The 15,727-nt window shown below is 60.7% G+C and carries 18 protein-coding genes and 1 pseudogene; 7 read left to right on the top strand and 12 right to left on the bottom strand.

Going from position 1 to position 15,727, the window contains the following annotated elements; translation table 11 throughout:
* Positions 1-36 precede the first annotated feature (36 nt).
* Together TU73_RS19770 and TU73_RS19765 are read left to right on the top strand one after the other, a co-directional pair.
* Positions 37-384: a YciI family protein gene (locus TU73_RS19770; protein ID WP_057013641.1), complete on the top strand. Its 348-nt coding sequence runs from the start codon at positions 37-39 to the stop codon at positions 382-384.
* Positions 384-1,613 (top strand): RNA polymerase sigma factor, encoded by a 1,230-nt coding sequence (locus tag TU73_RS19765; RefSeq protein WP_057013640.1) that lies wholly within the window; start codon positions 384-386, stop codon positions 1,611-1,613. The genes TU73_RS19770 and TU73_RS19765 overlap by 1 nt, the downstream gene beginning before the upstream one ends.
* Positions 1,614-1,635: 22 nt before the next feature.
* On the opposite strand, the gene TU73_RS19760 is transcribed toward TU73_RS19765, so the two are convergent.
* A complete protein-coding gene (locus TU73_RS19760; protein WP_057013639.1) occupies positions 1,636-2,490 on the bottom strand; it encodes a LysR family transcriptional regulator in 855 nt (284 codons plus the stop codon).
* A gap of 88 nt (positions 2,491-2,578) precedes the next feature.
* On the opposite strand from TU73_RS19760, the gene TU73_RS19755 reads away from it, so the two are divergent.
* On the top strand, positions 2,579-3,016 hold the full coding sequence (locus TU73_RS19755) for a multidrug/biocide efflux PACE transporter (protein WP_057013638.1): 438 nt from the start codon (positions 2,579-2,581) through the stop codon (positions 3,014-3,016).
* 11 nt (positions 3,017-3,027) lie between these two features.
* Here TU73_RS19755 and TU73_RS19750 read toward each other — a convergent pair whose 3' ends face one another.
* Positions 3,028-3,786 (bottom strand): SDR family NAD(P)-dependent oxidoreductase, encoded by a 759-nt coding sequence (locus tag TU73_RS19750; protein WP_057013637.1) that lies wholly within the window; start codon positions 3,784-3,786, stop codon positions 3,028-3,030.
* 106 nt (positions 3,787-3,892) lie between these two features.
* On the opposite strand from TU73_RS19750, the gene TU73_RS19745 reads away from it, so the two are divergent.
* A complete protein-coding gene (locus TU73_RS19745) occupies positions 3,893-4,789 on the top strand; it encodes a LysR family transcriptional regulator (RefSeq protein ID WP_057013636.1) in 897 nt (298 codons plus the stop codon).
* A gap of 27 nt (positions 4,790-4,816) precedes the next feature.
* Here TU73_RS19745 and TU73_RS19740 read toward each other — a convergent pair whose 3' ends face one another.
* The 3 genes from TU73_RS19740 to TU73_RS19730 form a co-directional block, all read right to left on the bottom strand.
* On the bottom strand, positions 4,817-6,430 hold the full coding sequence (locus TU73_RS19740) for an inorganic phosphate transporter (protein ID WP_057013635.1): 1,614 nt from the start codon (positions 6,428-6,430) through the stop codon (positions 4,817-4,819).
* A 235-nt stretch (positions 6,431-6,665) separates the two neighbouring features.
* Positions 6,666-7,688: a transporter gene (locus TU73_RS19735; protein WP_057013634.1), complete on the bottom strand. Its 1,023-nt coding sequence runs from the start codon at positions 7,686-7,688 to the stop codon at positions 6,666-6,668.
* Positions 7,689-7,838: 150 nt separating this feature from the next.
* Entirely contained in the window at positions 7,839-8,147 is a 309-nt protein-coding gene (locus TU73_RS19730) for a PepSY domain-containing protein (RefSeq protein WP_057013633.1), read from the bottom strand.
* 155 nt (positions 8,148-8,302) lie between these two features.
* On the opposite strand from TU73_RS19730, the gene TU73_RS19725 reads away from it, so the two are divergent.
* A complete protein-coding gene (locus TU73_RS19725) occupies positions 8,303-9,166 on the top strand; it encodes a sterol desaturase family protein (protein WP_057013632.1) in 864 nt (287 codons plus the stop codon).
* On the opposite strand, the gene TU73_RS19720 is transcribed toward TU73_RS19725, so the two are convergent.
* Positions 9,158-9,823, bottom strand: a complete 666-nt coding sequence (locus tag TU73_RS19720; protein WP_057013631.1) for a helix-turn-helix domain-containing protein — start codon at positions 9,821-9,823, stop codon at positions 9,158-9,160. The genes TU73_RS19725 and TU73_RS19720 overlap by 9 nt on opposite strands.
* The gene (locus TU73_RS19715; RefSeq protein WP_057013630.1) at positions 9,824-10,951 is read right to left on the bottom strand and encodes a glycerophosphodiester phosphodiesterase family protein; all 1,128 of its coding nucleotides are present in this window, start codon (positions 10,949-10,951) and stop codon (positions 9,824-9,826) included.
* Positions 10,952-11,184: 233 nt separating this feature from the next.
* Here TU73_RS19715 and TU73_RS19710 point away from each other — a divergent pair, with 233 nt between their 5' ends.
* Complete coding sequence (locus tag TU73_RS19710; protein ID WP_057013629.1) at positions 11,185-11,508, top strand: DUF2025 family protein; 324 nt, start codon at positions 11,185-11,187, stop codon at positions 11,506-11,508.
* A gap of 41 nt (positions 11,509-11,549) precedes the next feature.
* Here the strand turns inward: TU73_RS19710 and TU73_RS19705 are convergent, their stop codons facing one another.
* A complete protein-coding gene (locus TU73_RS19705) occupies positions 11,550-11,870 on the bottom strand; it encodes an antibiotic biosynthesis monooxygenase family protein (RefSeq protein ID WP_057013628.1) in 321 nt (106 codons plus the stop codon).
* Positions 11,867-12,070: pseudogene (locus TU73_RS19700) on the bottom strand (hypothetical protein); the annotation flags it as partial. The gene TU73_RS19705 and the pseudogene TU73_RS19700, both read right to left, overlap by 4 nt.
* Positions 12,071-12,192: 122 nt before the next feature.
* On the opposite strand from TU73_RS19700, the gene TU73_RS19695 reads away from it, so the two are divergent.
* Positions 12,193-13,077 (top strand): LysR family transcriptional regulator, encoded by an 885-nt coding sequence (locus TU73_RS19695; protein ID WP_057013626.1) that lies wholly within the window; start codon positions 12,193-12,195, stop codon positions 13,075-13,077.
* On the opposite strand, the gene TU73_RS19690 is transcribed toward TU73_RS19695, so the two are convergent.
* The 3 genes from TU73_RS19690 to TU73_RS19680 all read right to left on the bottom strand — a co-directional run bounded on the left by TU73_RS19690 (position 13,074) and on the right by TU73_RS19680 (position 15,636).
* Positions 13,074-13,592 (bottom strand): DUF1003 domain-containing protein, encoded by a 519-nt coding sequence (locus tag TU73_RS19690; protein ID WP_057013625.1) that lies wholly within the window; start codon positions 13,590-13,592, stop codon positions 13,074-13,076. The genes TU73_RS19695 and TU73_RS19690 overlap by 4 nt on opposite strands.
* A gap of 170 nt (positions 13,593-13,762) precedes the next feature.
* Positions 13,763-14,821 carry a diguanylate cyclase gene (locus tag TU73_RS19685; RefSeq protein ID WP_057013624.1) on the bottom strand — a complete coding sequence of 353 codons (1,059 nt, stop codon included), beginning with the start codon at positions 14,819-14,821 and terminating at the stop codon, positions 13,763-13,765.
* Between the two features lie 188 nt (positions 14,822-15,009).
* The gene (locus tag TU73_RS19680; RefSeq protein ID WP_057013623.1) at positions 15,010-15,636 is read right to left on the bottom strand and encodes a TetR/AcrR family transcriptional regulator; all 627 of its coding nucleotides are present in this window, start codon (positions 15,634-15,636) and stop codon (positions 15,010-15,012) included.
* Positions 15,637-15,727: the final 91 nt, after the last annotated feature.

The raw sequence follows: 15,727 nt of genomic DNA, 5'->3' as shown, positions 1-15,727 counted from the left end.
CGAACTATAGTCAGGAGTCCGAAAGCGGAGAACATCATGAAATACCTGTGCCTGATCTACAGCGACGAACAGCTGTTGCACACCTCGCCCGACAGCCCCAAGGACCCGGAGTGTTTTGCCTACGCTGAGGCCATCCAGGCCAGCGGACGCATGCTCGCCGCCGAGCCGCTGCAGCCGGTCAATACTGCCACCACCGTGCGCATGCGCAATGGCAAGGTGTCGATCACCGACGGCCCGTTTGCCGAAACCAAGGAGCAGCTTGCCGGGTTCTACCTGATCGAGGCCAAGGACCTCAATGAAGCGTTACAGGTGGCCGGCGGCATTCCAGCGGCCCGGGTCGGCAGTGTGGAAGTACGCCCCGTACGTGAATTGAACCTGGCTTAATGACGCTCAATGGCCAGGTCGAAGCGGTTTACCGCAGCGAGTCACGGCGTGTGCTTGCGACGCTGATTCGTGTGCTGGGTGATTTCGACTTGGCCGAGGAGGCGCTGCACGAGGCATTTTTCGTCGCCGTGCAGCGCTGGCCCGAGGACGGTGTGCCGGACAATCCACGGGCCTGGCTGGTATCAACCGGTCGCTTCAAAGCCATCGACCGCCTACGTCGCCAGGCGCGGTTTACCCCATTGCTGCAAGAGCAGGTCGACACACTGGAAGCGGCCCAGTGGAGCGATGAAGACGTGGAAGACGACCGCCTGCGCCTGATCTTCACCTGCTGCCACCCGGCGTTGGCGCCCGATGCCCAGGCAGCGCTGACCTTGCGCGAGATCTGCGACCTGAGTACCGAGGCCATTGCCCACGCGTTTCTCGCCACACCCACCACCATCGCCCAGCGCATCGTGCGTGCCAAGGGCAAGATCCGTGAAGCGAAAATCCCCTATCAAGTGCCGTCCCGTGCCGAGTTGCCCGAGCGCCTGGACAGCGTGCTGCGCGTGATTTACCTGGTGTTCAACGAAGGCTACTCGGCCTCCGCAGGCACCGATCTCACCCGTGAAGACTTGACCGCGGAGGCCATTCGCCTGGGCCGCTTGCTGATGGAATTGCTACCGGAGCCGGAAGTCATGGGCTTGCTGGCGTTGATGTTGCTGCACGAGTCGCGCCGCCTGGCACGCACCTCGGCCGGCGGTGAATTGGTGCTGCTGGATGCTCAGGACCGTGGGCTGTGGGACAGGACATTGATGGCTGAAGGCTGTGCACTGGTGGAGCAGGCGTTGATGACTCGGCGGTTCGGCCCCTATTGTCTGCAAGCGGCGATTGCGGCCGTGCACGCCGAGGCGCCGAGTGCCGAGGAGACTGATTGGCGGCAGATTGTGGGGCTTTACGATGTGTTGCTCAGGGCCATGCCATCGCCGGTGATCGAGTTGAACCGTGCGGTAGCGGTGGCGATGGAACAGGGACCGACGGCTGGATTGACGTTGGTGGACAGCATTTTGCAACGCGGTGAATTGCAGGACTACCACTTGGCGCATTCGGCGCGTGGGGAGTTCTGCCGGCAGTTAGGGCGGGTTGAAGAGGCCCATGCAGCTTACGAAAAAGCCCTGTCCCTGACCCAGCAAACCCCGGAAAAACGCTTCCTGGAGCGACGCCTTGCCGAACTCAACCCCCCCAGACAATGAAGTTCCAAATGTTCTCACTGGCTCATTCGAGCATCTGCCCCAGCAACCAACTCCCCGCCGGCCCCGGTGGATGCTGGCGCGACCACAACGCATCCACCGTCACCGAGCGCGGCCAGCCACGCACCCTCAGCTCCTGCAGGCTGCCATTGCCAAAACGTTCCACCAGCCAGCGTGGCAGGGGCGCCCAGCCGAAACCCAACTGCGCCATTTCCATCAGCATCAGGTAACTGGCTGCTGACCAGACCCGCCCTGCAGCGCGGTTGTCATAGGGTTTGACGATGCTCGCCAGGCGCAATTCCCGATGCTGTTTCAACGCCTGCTGGTCAACCTTTTCCAGCTTGGCCAAGGCGTGTTGCGGCGATACGAACAGGGCCGTTTCGGTACGTTCTTCGACCGGCGAATGGGTCAAGTCCGGCGGATACACCTCCTGTTGTTCGATAAATGCGATTTGCGCCCGACCGCTTTGTACAAGGTCGATCAGGTCATCGCATTCGGCAATCAGCCATTCCAGTTCCAGGTCCGGGTAGCGTTCGGCAAACGCGATGATGGTGGTTTCGAAGCGCTGCGACTGGTAGGTGTCCGACATGGCGATGGTCAGCTTCGGTTCCAACCCCGTGGCCAATAGGCTCGCCGTCAATTCAAGGCGACTGCTGGCCTCCAGCACCTGCTCGGCGCGTTGCAGCAGTACATGGCCTGCCGGGGTCAAGGTCGGTTTGCGACTGCTGCGGTCAAACAGCACTACATCCAAGTCAATCTCAAGGCTGGCCACCGCCGCGCTGACGGTGGACTGACTCTTGCCCAGCTTGCGCGCCGCGGCGGAAAACGAACCTTGGGTAGCGGCCTGGACGAACGCCTGGAGCACTTCATGGGACGCCATGGCTATCGCCCTGATCGATGGTTATTGGTTATGAAGTATCGAGACAAAGCCTGATCATGGCAACCCTCGTCACTCACGGAGCCGGGTCATGAACCCTACCAAATCCATTACTGAACGTGTTTTACAAGCTCTCGGGTTCGAAGGGCTGGCCTTGTTGATCTGTACGCCGTTGCTGATGTGGGTCACCGGCAGGCCGGCGCTGGAGATGGGCGCCGTGACCTTGGGCATCAGCCTGCTGGCGCTGACCTGGAACGTTATTTTCAACAGCCTGTTCGACCGCCTCAAAACACGCCTGCAACTGGTCAACGGCGGTTGGACCCGGGTGCTGCACGCGCTGCTGTTCGAAGGCGGCCTGATTCTGCTGGCGGTGCCGTTGATTGCCGCCTTGATGAAGATCAGCCTGCTGGAGGCGTTCATCCTCGACATCGGCGTGCTGTTGTTCTTCCTGCCGTATACCTATGTGTACCACTGGGGTTATGACGTACTGCGCGAAAAAATCGCCAACAAAACCCCAGTCGCCCTGTAGGCGTCTGTCGCCTACAGGAACATCCCCCCCGATGCCTCGATCCGCTGGCCGGTGATCCAGTTGCTGCCATCGGCCAGCAAGCTCGAAATCGCCCCGCCAATATCGTCCGGTAAGCCGACACGGCCCAGGGCGGTATTGTTGGCGACCATCGCATTCACATCGGTGTTATCGCGCACGGCGCCGCCGCCGAAGTCGGTGGCAATCGCGCCCGGTGCCAGGGTGTTCACGGTAATACCGCGGGGGCCCAGCTCCTTGGCCTGGTAGCGCGACAGCACTTCAATGGCGCCCTTCATCGACGCGTACGCGGCATAGCCCGGCAGGCTGAACCGCGCCAGGCCGCTGGAAATATTGATGATGCGCCCACTATCGCTGATCAGCGGCAGCAGTTTCTGCGTGAGGAAAAACGGCGCCTTCAAGTGGATCGCCACCAACTGGTCGAACTGCGCTTCGGTGGTCTCGGCAAAACTGGCGTGGGCACCGATCCCGGCGTTGTTGATCAGGAAGTTGAAGTGATCCTGGGCGAAAACCTCCTTGAGCAGCGCGCCGACCTGGCCGACGAACCCATCGAAGCCTGCGCTTTGGCTGACGTCCAGTTGCAGCATGGCGGCGCGGCCACCCAATGCCTGTACTTGGGCAATTACCGCTTGGGCTTCGCTCTCTGCGCTGTGGTAAGTGCCGATGATGTCTACGCCTTGCGCAGCCAGGTGCAGCGCGGCGCTTTTGCCCAGGCCGCGGCTGGCGCCGGTAATGAGTGCGATTTTACGGGTCATGGTGCAGTCCTCAGGTGGGGTCAGTGGGACTGAGTGTATTTGTCCGTTCATAACGTGATAAACAGGCTGATATCGGAATCACTGGCCGGATAAGGCGAACAATCCCATGAACAAGCTTGAGTTACTGCGCACCTTCGTGCGCGTCACTGAATTATCCAGTTTTACCCAGGCCGGCCAAAGCCTGGGCTTGCCGCGCTCTACAGTGTCCGAGCATGTGCAGGCGTTGGAGGAACTGCTCGGTGCGCGGCTGCTGCAACGCACCACGCGCAAGGTGCAGGCGACCCAGGATGGTCGTGTGTTGTACGAGCGCAGCAAGGATCTGCTGGCGCATATGGAAGAACTGGAAGGTTTGTTCCGCCAGGACGAAGCCCAATTGGCCGGGCGCATACGGGTGGACATGCCCAATGTCATGGCGCGGGGCTTGATCCTGCCGAACTTGCCCACGTTCATGGCACGCCATCCTCTTATCGATATGGAGATCAGCGGCTCGGATCGCCAGGTGGACCTGATCGCCGAAGGTTTCGACTGTGTCGTGCGCGTCGGTGCCCAGCCCGATCAAACCGTGGTGGCGCGACGGGTGTGCAGCATGCCGATGGTCAACTGCGTGAGCCCGGTGTATCTGCAACGTTATGGCGTGCCGCAGACTCTGGCTGACCTGGCGAATCATCAGTTGGTGCATTACGTACGTCCCCTGGGCGCACGCTCGGCAGGGTTTGAGTACATGGCGGGCAACAAGGTGCAACGGTTGCCGATGGCAGGAAGGGTGACCGTCAACAGCACCGATGCGTATCAGTCGGCGTGCCTGGGTGGGTTTGGCATTACCCAGGTGCCCCAACTGGGGATCCGCGATCTATTGGCCAGTGGCGAGTTGGTGGCGGTGCTGCCGGATTACCAGGCACCGCCCCTGGACGTGTATTTACTGTATGCCGGCCAACGGCATTTGCCGCTGCGGGTGCGGGTGTTCATGGACTGGTTGACCGCGACCCTGCTGGCCCATCTTTAACGGCGCGCCGACAGTTGCTACCCGATGTCAGAACAGTTGGGTGAACAGCCAGTACAGGCTGCCCGACAGTAAAATCGCCGCCGGCAGGGTCAGCACCCACGCCATCAGCAAGTTGCGGATGGTCTTCATCTGCAAACCCCCGCCGTTGGCCACCATGGTCCCGGCCACCCCCGAGGACAGCACATGGGTGGTGGATACCGGCAGCCCGAACATATCCGCCGCGCCGATGGTGAGCATCGCCACCGTCTCGGCTGATGCGCCCTGGGCGTAAGTCAGGTGGGTCTTGCCGATCTTCTCGCCCACCGTCACCACGATGCGCCGCCAGCCGACCATGGTGCCCAGGCCCAGAGCAATGGCCACGACAATCTTCACCCACAGCGGGATAAAGCGTGTGGCGTTGTCGATCTGTTGCTTGAACAGTTGCAGCTTGCCCTGGGTGTCAGCGTCGAAGTTGCCGACCTTGCCCTTGTCCATCAGGCGAATGGTTTCGCTGGTCAGGTACATGTCGTTACGCACGTTGCCGACGGCTTCGGCCGGTACGGCGGCGAGGGAGCCATAGCTTTTCACTTCTTCACCGATATGGCCGGTAATGGCGGCGAGGGCGGGCACCAGTTCCGGCGTGGCTTCCTTGGTGCTCACGTAGGTCGACAAGGTGGCGCGAGGGTCGCCCAGTGCCGGCTGCGGTGCTGCCTTGACCAAGGCAACCTGCGTCACTTGCGCAACTGCCGCGAACTGCAGCGACTGGTCGGCAGGCATGGTGCGGTTCAGCGCATAGGCCATCGGCAAAGTGCCCACCAGGATCAGCATGATCAGGCCCATGCCTTTTTGCCCATCGTTGGAGCCGTGGGCGAACGACACACCAGTGCAGGTGGCGATCAGCATGCCGCGGATCCACCAGGGCGGCGGCGTGTCGCCTTTGGGGGCCTTGTACAGCGCGCGGTTTTTCACGAAGGCGCGCAGGGCCAGCAACAGCAAGGCGGCAAATGCAAAGCCGATCAGCGGCGACAGCAGCAAGGCATAGCCGATCTTGATCGCCTGGCTCCAATCCACACCGCTGGTGCCGTCACGCCCGTGCATCAAGGCATTGGCCACGCCGACGCCGATGATCGAGCCGATCAGGGTGTGGGACGACGAGGCCGGCAGCCCCAGCCACCAGGTGCCGAGGTTCCACAGGATCGCGGCGATCAGCAAGGCGAAGATCATGGCGAAACCGGCCGATGAACCCACCTGCAAAATCAGCTCCACCGGCAGCAGGGCAATGATGCCGAACGCCACCGCGCCACTGGACAGCAAAACCCCGAGGAAATTGAAAAAGCCCGACCACACCACCGCAAACTGCGGCGGCAGCGAATTGGTGTAGATCACCGTCGCCACCGCATTGGCGGTGTCGTGGAAACCATTGACGAACTCAAAGCCCAGGGCGATCAACAGCGCCACGCCCAGCAGCAGGAACGGCGTCCAGGTGGTGAGCTGGGCGCCCATTTCGTGCATGTCGTGCATCAGGCTGTAGGCGGTGAACAACAGGCCCATGGCAAGTACGGCGAAGAACAGGATTACCGTCAACAAGCCTGGTTTTGTGTCCAACCGGGGTTGGGAGGAGGGTGAAGCGTGGGGGGAGGCAGTCAGGGAAGGGGTGGCCATGCCGGAGCATCCAGTGTGAGGAGGATGGCCTTAATGATCATTGCAAAATATTACAGCGATGCTGCGGCAGGTCAGTGTTTTCGGAAATCGAGTGCACCGCCGGTCTACCAAACGCAGAAGAACCAATGTGGGAGGGGGCTCGCTCCCGATATATAGGTAGTCAGTTAATAAATTATTGACTGACTACCTATATATCGGGAGCGAGCCCCCTCCCACATTTTGACCGCATTTCAAGTCAGTAGTCTTTGCGTTTTCGGAACGCCCAGCGCCCGGCAATCAGGGTAAAAGTCGCCACCAGCGCCACCAATATCCAAAACCCTTCCGGGTCCTGGGACAGCGGCACACCTCCCACGTTCATGCCAAAAAAACCGGCAATGATATTGATCGGCAACGCCAGCACCGTCACCACCGTGAGGGTGAACAGCGTGCGGTTGCTTTGCTCATTGAGGTTGGCGGCGATCTCTTCCTGCAACAGCTTGATGCGTTCGCCCAGGGCCGTCAGGTCGTTGATGATCAGCGCAAACTCCTCGGTGGATTTGCGCAACTCCTTCACGTCTTCCTTTTGCAACCATTGCGGCGGGCGGTTGAGCAGGCGCAGCAGCGAACCCGGTTCCAGCGCCAGCAGGCGTTGCAGGCGTACCAGCACCCGGCGTGCGGCACCCAGTTCGGCGCGGTTGGTGGACAGGCGCGAAGACAGCAACTGATCTTCGATATGGTCGACGCTGATACTGGTCTTGCGCACGATCTGGGTCAGCACTTCGCCTTGGTCCCGCAGCAGGTGTACCAGCAGTTCCAGAGGCGAGCGAAAGTGTTCACCGGCTTTTACCGACGAGCGCAATTTATCCACTGAGTGCAGCGGTTGCAGGCGCGCACTCACCAGCAAGCGGCTGCGGGCACACACCCACAGCGTGGAAATATCCGACGAGACCATGCTGCTGAAGTTGAACACCACGTCGTTGACCACCGCCAGCAAAGCCGAATCCACATGTTCAATGCGCGTGGAGCGCGAGCCTTCATGCAGGGCTTCGAAAAACTCCTCCGGCAGCGACAGGTGCGCCTGCATCCAGCGCTCGCAGGCGGCGTGGGCCAAGTTCAGGTGCAGCCACAGGAACTCTTGCGGGTCTTGCGGCTGCTGCAAGGCGGCGAGGGCGGCGGCTGAGTCAATCTGCTGACCTTTTTCGCCAGGGCGAAAACGGAAACCGTAAAGCAGGCCAAACAGGTCGGGATCCTGATGGGCGTGGTCGATGCTGTGGTTCATGGCGGCTCGCAGAGAAAAGGCCTGTAGGACATTTCACAGGCACTCAGGCGCGAATCATTGCAAGGCGGGATGACGGTTATGTGACGGTTTCGTATTGCGCAAAAAAACGCGCCACCCGAAGGTGGCGCGTGTGTTTTGTAGAGCGTGGTCTCAAGTGTCGAGCTTGTCTTCCAGCACGGCTGCGGTCTTGGCGTCGAGCTTCACTTCAAATTGCTTGCCGGCGGTATCGGTCAGTTCAACTTCGTAGACCAGCACGCCGCTGTTGTTGTGGTCCAGCTCGGTGTCGTTGATTGTGGCACCGGCGTGTTTAGCCACGGCGGCAGCGTTGAGTTTGTCGAAAGGCATCACCGCACCGGACTTGAGCAGGCCTTCGATATGATCCGGACGAACATCAGCCTGGGCCAGGCCGGCGGTCAAGGTCAGGGCAGTGGCGGCGAACAAGGCAGTCAGAGTTTTCATGGTGTGTGTCCTTCTGGGTTGAGCTGTTTAAGTGGCCTCAGGTTATCCCGCGCAACTTAACTCACCCTTAATTATTTCAAACAGTTGCGCAGTTTATTCAATCCAGGACGCATGCAGGATTTCATGCTGAGGGCTCACCAAAAAGGGAGACTCGGATGAAACGGTTAGTCAGTTGGCTCTATGCGCCTGCATGCTTGTTGGGGTTTGTCGGATGGGGGCTCTACCAGCCCCGATGGTTACTGGTGATATTCGCGGTGGCGGTGGCGGTGTCGTTTGTGGTGGAACTATGGCTGCCCTACGAGCCGCAGTGGAATCGCAGCCTGGGCGATCGCTGGCGCGATACGTTGCATGCGTTGATCAACGAAAGCTTGAATGTTCTGGGTTTGTTGGTCCTGCCGTGGCTCACGGCGCTGCTGGCATTCGAGGGGCTCTGGCCGCGAGGCTGGCCGCTGTGGGAGCAACTGTTGATGGCGATCTTCCTGGCCGATGCCGGGATCACCTTGATGCATTACGCCAGCCACCGCATCGCGCCCCTGTGGCGGTTGCACGCGGTGCATCACAGCGTGCAGCGGCTTTATGGTTTCAATGGTTTGATGAAGCATCCTTTGCACCAGTTGCTGGAAGCAACGGCGGGCCTGCTGCCACTGATCCTGCTGGGGATCCCGCTGGAGGTCGCGCAATTGTTGGCCCTGGCCATCGCCATTCAGTTGCTGCTGCAACATTCCAATGTGGATATGCGCCTGGGGCCGCTGCGCTGGGTATTCGCCTGGGCGCCGGTGCATCGGTTCCACCACATGAAATACGGCCGCGCAGGGGATGTGAATTTCGGTCTGTTCTTCAATTTGTGGGATTGGCTGTTGGGCACGGCGTTTTATCGCAAAGGCTATCGCATAGGGCCGAGGGATTTGGGTATTGGCAGTCGACCGCAATTCCCCGTGGCCTATGCGGCACAGTTACGTGACCCGTTCCTGGCGGTTCGCCTGGTCAAGGAGCCGCCGCTGCCTGACGACCTACACTAGAAACTGCACCTGCAGTTGGCGCAAGGACGCGCCCGCCGTCACCCCGAACAAGTGCTTCATAGTCCGCGAAAAATGCGCCGAATCAGCAAACCCCGCGCCGTGGGCTGCCTCAGTCAGCGTGCTGCCGGCAAGGGCCAGTTGCAGGGCAATGCGCAACCGTCGCCACACGACGAGGCGGCGTATGGGAACACCCAGTCGATCGGTGAACAGACGCTCCAGTTGGCTCAATGACAGGTGCGCCGCTGCGGCCAACGCCTGGGCCGATACCTTGCCGACCAGTTGCTGATCAAGGGCGGCGAGTGCGCGGTCGATACGTGGATCGTCAAGGCGTCGTCGGGGCAGCCTGAGCAGGGCCTGCGGGGATAGATCGCCGTCTGCCAGCAGCTGCTGCAATGGGTGGATGTCAAAGATCATGGGCTCGGCATACAGCGCCCACACTTCACCTTCCGTCTCAAGGATGGCGTGGTTGTGACGCGAAGGAATAAACAGGCGATGGGCCGTGGTGACATGACCACCAAGGCTGACCGTGATCGGCGCGCCGGGGCAGAACATCAATTGGTGTGCGTAGTGCGCATGGGGCGCAGTGCGCCCCAGCTCGCCGAGCACCAGCCCGTGGTCACGCCCCAACCACAGGCGGCCTGACCATTCGGGTTTCACTCAGTACTTATGGTCGTTGAGCAGGTCCTGCACGCTGGACGACGGCCAGCGCTTGTAGAACTTCAGCAGTTCGGCGGCGCGGTTGGTGAAGATGCCGTCGACGCCGGCCTTCATCACTTTCTCGAAATCCACCGGCTCATCCACGGTGTACACATGCACCAGCAGGCCCTTGTCGTGGGTCAGCTTGTTCATTTCAGGTTTCACCAGGTCGGTATAGCTCTGGTCGCCGTGGTCGGTCAGCTCAGCCGATGGGCCGGTGCCGATGGCGCCCAGGCTCTTGGCTTGGTCGACCCATTTTTCGAACTCGGCGGCATCCTTCGGTTCTTGCTTGGCGTAGTAGGCGGCCTTGGTCGGTTCGCCGGACTCGGCGAAGGTCACTTTGGACTTGGGTTCGATGCTGCCTTCGCCGACCCACAACAGCAGGATCTTCGGCGTGTTTGGCATTTCCTTCTGCAGCTCCTTGAGGCTGGAAACCTCGAAGGTCTGCAGTACCACGCGGCCCTTGCCCTGGCCGACACCGGTGTTGCTCTTGCCCAGCTTGGAGCCGGCGGAGCTCAGCCAGCCCTTGTCCAGCAGCTTGTTTTTCAGGTCGGCTTCGATGCCCGGGAATTGCTTGGGCTCCTTGGTCTCGATGTAAAGCCCGGGTTTGTGCGACGGGTTGCCTTCGGCGATCTTGATGATGTCGTCCAGGCTGAGGATTTTCAGGCCGACGAAGCCTGGGCGCGCGCGGTCCGGGTAGGCCGCGTTGAACCAGCTGCCGGCGTCGAGGCTTTGCAGTTCTTTCCAGGTGAATTCGTTGGCTGGCGCATCTTTGCGCTCGGGGAACTTGGTGGCCACGTCGGTGGTGCGCTGCAGGTTGTTGTCGTGCAGGGCAAACAGCACGCCGTCCTTGCTGCGTTGCAGGTCCAGTTCCAAATAGTCGGCGCCCAGGTCGCGTGCAACCTTGTAGGCAGCGGCGGTGGACTCCGGCGCGTCGTAGGAAGCGCCACGGTGAGCGATCACGGCAGGGTAGGGAATGCCTTCGTTTGTCGCCAATTCAGCCGGGCTGACTGGGTCGGCAGCCTGAGCCTGGCCAAGGCCGAGCATCAACGCCAGCAGCAAGGCGCTCTTGGTAAACGTGACAGGCATATGCGAAGTCCTTTCGTGGAGGTAACTTTGAGAAGATGTCCTTTTTAACAATTGATTGCGAAAGGCGCTATCACCAAACCGACATTAACGTGCGCGCAGTCCAATTTTGTCGGTTTTTTTTGGGGGCATTGCAGTATTCTTGGCCGTAGCTGCCCCGTTTAGAGGACGGTATTTTTTGCCACGCGTGTAAACCATCTTTCCAGTCCCTGTGGGACTTTTCAGTGAGGTTTACCATGCGCATCACTTCCGAGCTTATCTGCCAGGCCGCCGACCAACTCCATGGCTTTGTCGGCCTCAATCGCAAGACTGGCCAGTACATCGTGCGTTTCAGCGAAGATGCCTTTGGCATGGACGTGGCCGATGACGGCATTATCCCCACCGCCGAATTCGTCTGGCTGCCCGCCGCCGACCACACCATGACCCTGTGCCGTGAACGCATACAGTTGCTGCTGGACCAGAATATCGATGACCGCATCAACATCACCGAACCGTTGCGGGTGTACATGCGTCGGGTGGAGATCCCGCAGATCAGTGCGTTGCGCAGTTTGGTGAGCTGACCGATCAACCTGCCCGGGCGATCCTACCGGATGGAAACCTCTCAATTTGAGAATGAGTAGGCCCGCTCCACCTTGCACACCCGTGTATGAAACGCTGTGTACCAGGTGGCGCGTCCTTGCTCACGCACCTGCCGATGTTCAGCCTGTTGCTTCCACGCCAGGATCGCCGCCTCGCTGGCCCAGTAGGACACGGTGATGCCCAACCCCTCTTCCCGCGCCGACTCCACGCCGAGAAACCCCGGTTGCTGCTGTGCCAGTTCCAGCATGCGTGCGGCGGCCTCGCCATAACCCTGGTCGGCGTCGGTACGCAGCGAACTGAAAATCACCGCGTAATAAGGCGGGGCGGGTGTCTTGGCGATCATGCCGATACCCCTCGGCAAGCCTTGAGCAAAGCCAGTGCCAAGGGTGGGGTGATGCCCTTCAGCGCGGCGCGTTCGGGCTGGAACAGGGTGGCGACGAAGAACGGATGGTCGAGCAACTCCACCGCACGCAGGTCGCCCGCCGAATCATGACCGCCGGGAATCAGGTTGCCTGCCAGCAGCGCTTCGGCAAACGTTGGGTTGTAGTCGCCGATCAGGGCGAGGTGCAGAGCGGGGGTTGTCATCGTGTACGTCCCTTGGCTTGTGGTGGGCTGATACGCACTATAGATTGGCGTTCACGCAATCAATATTGGCGTTTGCCCATATGCTCAATGCAGCCACGCACTATCAAATCGACTACCCCGACCTGTCATTGATCCTTGCCCTGGTGCGTGGCGGCACCCTGGCGCGGGCGGCTGCGTTGTTGAGGGTAGACGTGTCCACGGTATTCCGTGCGGTGCGGCGGCTGGAGGCGGCACTGGGCCAGACCCTGTTTGAAAAAAGCCGCGCCGGTTACTTGCCCACCAGCCTGGCGAGCAACCTGGCGCAACAGGCCGAACGGGCAGAACTCGCACTGGAGGCTGCGCGCATTGGGGTGGAGCAGGGCGGCGAGGTAATCAGCGGCACCGTGCGTCTGACCTGCACCGACGCGGTATTGCAAGGCTTGCTGCTGCCGGCCCTGGCGCAGTTCATGCCGGCCTATCCAGCGTTGACCCTGGAATTGAGCACATCCAATGACTTCGCCAACCTCAGCCGGCGTGATGCGGATATCGCCCTGCGCCTGACCAGCAAGCCGCCGGAGCATTTGGTCGGACGTTGCCTGGGGACCGTGACGTACCAAGTGTGTGCCAGCGCCGACTACGCCCGTCGGCATGCAGGGCAGGATCTGGTCGACCTGGCCTGGATCGCACCGGATGACTTTTTGCCCGACCACCCCACCGTGGCCTGGCGCCGTGAGCATTTGCCGGGCGTGCGCCCCCGTTACCGCTGCAACAGCATGCAGTCGGTGACTGAACTGGTGCGCGCCGGGCTGGGCGTGGCGGCGTTGCCGGATTTTCTAATAGGCAATGACTTGCAACCACTGGGCCCTGCGTTGGCGGGGCACGACACCGCGCTGTGGCTGTTGACGCGCCCTGATTGCCGGGCGTTGCGTTCGGTGGTGACGCTGTTTGATGAGTTGGGGCGGCATGTGCGCGGGTTGCGGCCTTAGGCTTTACGCACAAACTGTTCATGCATTTCACACGTCAGTGTCTCGATGCGCTCGGTCAGTTGCTTGGTCATTTCCGTCAACCGGGTGTTCTGCTCCAGCAGTTCCATTAACTGTTTGGAGGTTTGTGCTGCCTGGGCCTGGCGTTCGGTATTGGCAGTGGCGAGCGCTTCACGGTGTTGCGCGTCGGCGTCGGACTGGGCTTTGTCCCGGGCGGCCTGGCGCGTCTGGGCGAGCAGGATCAGCGGTGCGGCGTAGGCCGATTGCAGGCTGAAGGCCAGGTTGAGCAGGATGAAGGGGTAGACGTCAAAGTGAGTGACGCCGGTCATGTTCAGCACCACCCACAACACCACGATCGCGGTTTGTGCGCCGAGGAAGGTCGGGGTGCCAAAAAAGCGCGCAAAGGCCTCGGCCTTGAGGGCAAAAGTGTCGTTGCCGAAGGTCGGTGCCAGGTGCGCGTGACCTCGGTGGAAACGCAGGTGGTCAGTGGGGGCGGCGTCTGGCTTGTCTGGGGTCATGGCGGGCTCGGATCCTTGGCGTAAAGACAGCCAACACTATAGACCGAGCTCCCAGGCTGCCGCGGATGGTATTGACGATGGTGGTGATCTGTTGCGAACGCTCGCCGAGTTTGGCGCCCACCTGCGGCAGGTGGGCGGCGTTAGATTCGGACGAGGTGTTATCGGTTAACTCAGGCTGGATAGGCGGCTATCCAGTCGCTGGTCTTGACGCGGTCGCGGCCGCTGTCCTTGGCGGCGTACAGCGCGAGATCCGCGGCGTTGAGCCACGCGACCGCATCGTTGAAAGACGGATGGAAGTCCGCCAGTCCGATGCTTAGGCTGACGCGCAGCTCGGGGATTTGCGGATGGCGATAGTTACCGAAAGTTTCGCGGAGCCGCTCCATGACTTGCGCCGCTTCTTCCAGCGGCATCCTCGGAAGGATCACACAGAACTCATCGCCTCCGTAGCGGCCGGCCAGGTCGTCTTCCCGCAGGCGTTGGCGCAGCTCATGGCTCAACTGGCGCAGTACCGTATCTCCGACGGTGTGGCCGTGGATGTCATTGATGTTTTTGAAATGATCGATATCGATCAAGGCGATGGTCGCCTGGCCTTGTTGCTGCTGGCATTTATGGAACTTGAGATTGAGCAGGTCTTTCCACGAGCCATGGTTGAGCAGGCCGGTAAGGCTATCGATGCGGCTCAGGGCGCTGAGGGCGCGTTTATGGTCCGACAGTTTAATCGCCAGCTGATAGCAGACCATGCCGATGGCCATCGGGTAGAGCGTCAGCATCGGCAAACAGGTGTAGACCTCGATGAGGCTGACACCGGGGTCGAACTTGATCCCGAACAGGCCCCAGGCCACCGCGATACCGGCCGCCTGCGCCAGCAGCCCGAGCAGGAACAGGCGTTTGCCGCCGGCGGCGACGTTGTTCATGGCCATCATCGACAGAATGGTGACGGTCGTCAGTGGTGAGAACTGGGTGGCGGCCGCCCAGAAACCGCCGGCCAACGAGTCATAAAACAAGTTGCGTTGCTCGGCCTGGTAGGGGAACGGCGAGCGGGTTGAGAGCTGGTACGCCACATGCGCCCAGGCCAAGCCATTGAACAACAGCAACGCCCAGACCCAAGCGGGCATGGACAAGGGGTACAACGCGCCAACCACGCTGATACTGCCGATGCCAAGGCCGATAATCCTTGGCTTGTAGATACGCTTGGCAAATGAAAGCCCTTTGCCTCGTCTGTTTTCCATAGTGTCCTGGGTCAGCTGTTTTTGTGCGGGTACAGTCGCATGCGTCAGCGGGCGGAACCGATGATCGGCAAATGGGAGCGATTGTCGATTATTCCTGTGGGAATAATCAGTGTCCTTCTAGGCCATTTGCGCAAAACAGCGGGTGAATGCGCCAAAAACGACCTGGAATGTCGCCCACGCAACAAGTGTTATCGCGGGCGCGGTGTGCTGACTTCGTAGCCGGCGAGGAACAGGTCGATGGCCGATTCGATGACACAGGCCTGGGCGGCAGCGTCGAGGGTGGGTTGGCCGAGGGTTATCTGCGGCCAAAATGCAAAAGCCTTGAGCAGGCTCTGGATCTGGTGGGCAGCGAAAGCCGGGTCGGTACAGGTGAGGCGGCCGTCTTCCTGGGCGGCGCGTACCCATTGGGTAAAGCCTTCCTCCCGTGCGCTCAGGCGGTTGACCATGTCTTGCGCGCGGTCCGGCGAATGGATGGTGGCAGCGATAGCCACACGTGCCAGGTCAAGGAAGTTGGTGTCCGACATCATCTTCATTTTTGCCTCCAGCAACCTGCGCAGTTGATCGCGCAAAGGGCGGTCGCTGGCGTAGTTCACGTCCAGTTGCGCAACGCTGCTGGCCCATAGCTGATGGAGGATCTCGGCGAACAGCTCTTCCTTGCTGGGGAAGTGGTTGTACACCGTACGCTTGGAAACGCCGGCAGTGGCGGCGATTTTGTCCATGCTGGTGACCTCGAAGCCGTTCTCGCGAAATTCGGCGATCGCCGCAGCCACGATGGCTTCGCGTTTACGCTCGGTGAGGCGCTTGGGGGCAGTCATGGATAGCATTCGACTCAAAATGGAAATTACACTCGGCAGTTTACTTGCTCCGGCTTTTGTTGCAATCTAGAAACTACACTGTGCAGTGTAA

Origin of the sequence: Pseudomonas libanensis, assembly GCF_001439685.1 — a bacterium.
Classification (GTDB): Bacteria; Pseudomonadota; Gammaproteobacteria; order Pseudomonadales; family Pseudomonadaceae; genus Aquipseudomonas; species Aquipseudomonas libanensis.
Note: the sequence above shows the minus strand (reverse complement) of the source record. Positions and strands in the feature narration are given on the sequence as shown.

Excerpts from the sequence above, each read along its gene's own strand:
- TU73_RS19770 (WP_057013641.1), top strand. The coding sequence starts at position 37 with ATGAAATACCTGTGCCTGATCTACAGCGACGAACAGCTGTTGCACACC.
- TU73_RS19765 (WP_057013640.1), top strand. The coding sequence starts at position 384 with ATGACGCTCAATGGCCAGGTCGAAGCGGTTTACCGCAGCGAGTCACGG.
- TU73_RS19760 (WP_057013639.1), bottom strand. The coding sequence starts at position 2,490 with ATGGCGTCCCATGAAGTGCTCCAGGCGTTCGTCCAGGCCGCTACCCAA.
- TU73_RS19755 (WP_057013638.1), top strand. The coding sequence starts at position 2,579 with ATGAACCCTACCAAATCCATTACTGAACGTGTTTTACAAGCTCTCGGG.
- TU73_RS19750 (WP_057013637.1), bottom strand. The coding sequence starts at position 3,786 with ATGACCCGTAAAATCGCACTCATTACCGGCGCCAGCCGCGGCCTGGGC.
- TU73_RS19745 (WP_057013636.1), top strand. The coding sequence starts at position 3,893 with ATGAACAAGCTTGAGTTACTGCGCACCTTCGTGCGCGTCACTGAATTA.
- TU73_RS19740 (WP_057013635.1), bottom strand. The coding sequence starts at position 6,430 with ATGGCCACCCCTTCCCTGACTGCCTCCCCCCACGCTTCACCCTCCTCC.
- TU73_RS19735 (WP_057013634.1), bottom strand. The coding sequence starts at position 7,688 with ATGAACCACAGCATCGACCACGCCCATCAGGATCCCGACCTGTTTGGC.
- TU73_RS19730 (WP_057013633.1), bottom strand. The coding sequence starts at position 8,147 with ATGAAAACTCTGACTGCCTTGTTCGCCGCCACTGCCCTGACCTTGACC.
- TU73_RS19725 (WP_057013632.1), top strand. The coding sequence starts at position 8,303 with ATGAAACGGTTAGTCAGTTGGCTCTATGCGCCTGCATGCTTGTTGGGG.
- TU73_RS19715 (WP_057013630.1), bottom strand. The coding sequence starts at position 10,951 with ATGCCTGTCACGTTTACCAAGAGCGCCTTGCTGCTGGCGTTGATGCTC.
- TU73_RS19710 (WP_057013629.1), top strand. The coding sequence starts at position 11,185 with ATGCGCATCACTTCCGAGCTTATCTGCCAGGCCGCCGACCAACTCCAT.
- TU73_RS19705 (WP_057013628.1), bottom strand. The coding sequence starts at position 11,870 with ATGATCGCCAAGACACCCGCCCCGCCTTATTACGCGGTGATTTTCAGT.
- TU73_RS19695 (WP_057013626.1), top strand. The coding sequence starts at position 12,193 with ATGCTCAATGCAGCCACGCACTATCAAATCGACTACCCCGACCTGTCA.
- TU73_RS19690 (WP_057013625.1), bottom strand. The coding sequence starts at position 13,592 with ATGACCCCAGACAAGCCAGACGCCGCCCCCACTGACCACCTGCGTTTC.
- TU73_RS19685 (WP_057013624.1), bottom strand. The coding sequence starts at position 14,821 with ATGGAAAACAGACGAGGCAAAGGGCTTTCATTTGCCAAGCGTATCTAC.
- TU73_RS19680 (WP_057013623.1), bottom strand. The coding sequence starts at position 15,636 with ATGACTGCCCCCAAGCGCCTCACCGAGCGTAAACGCGAAGCCATCGTG.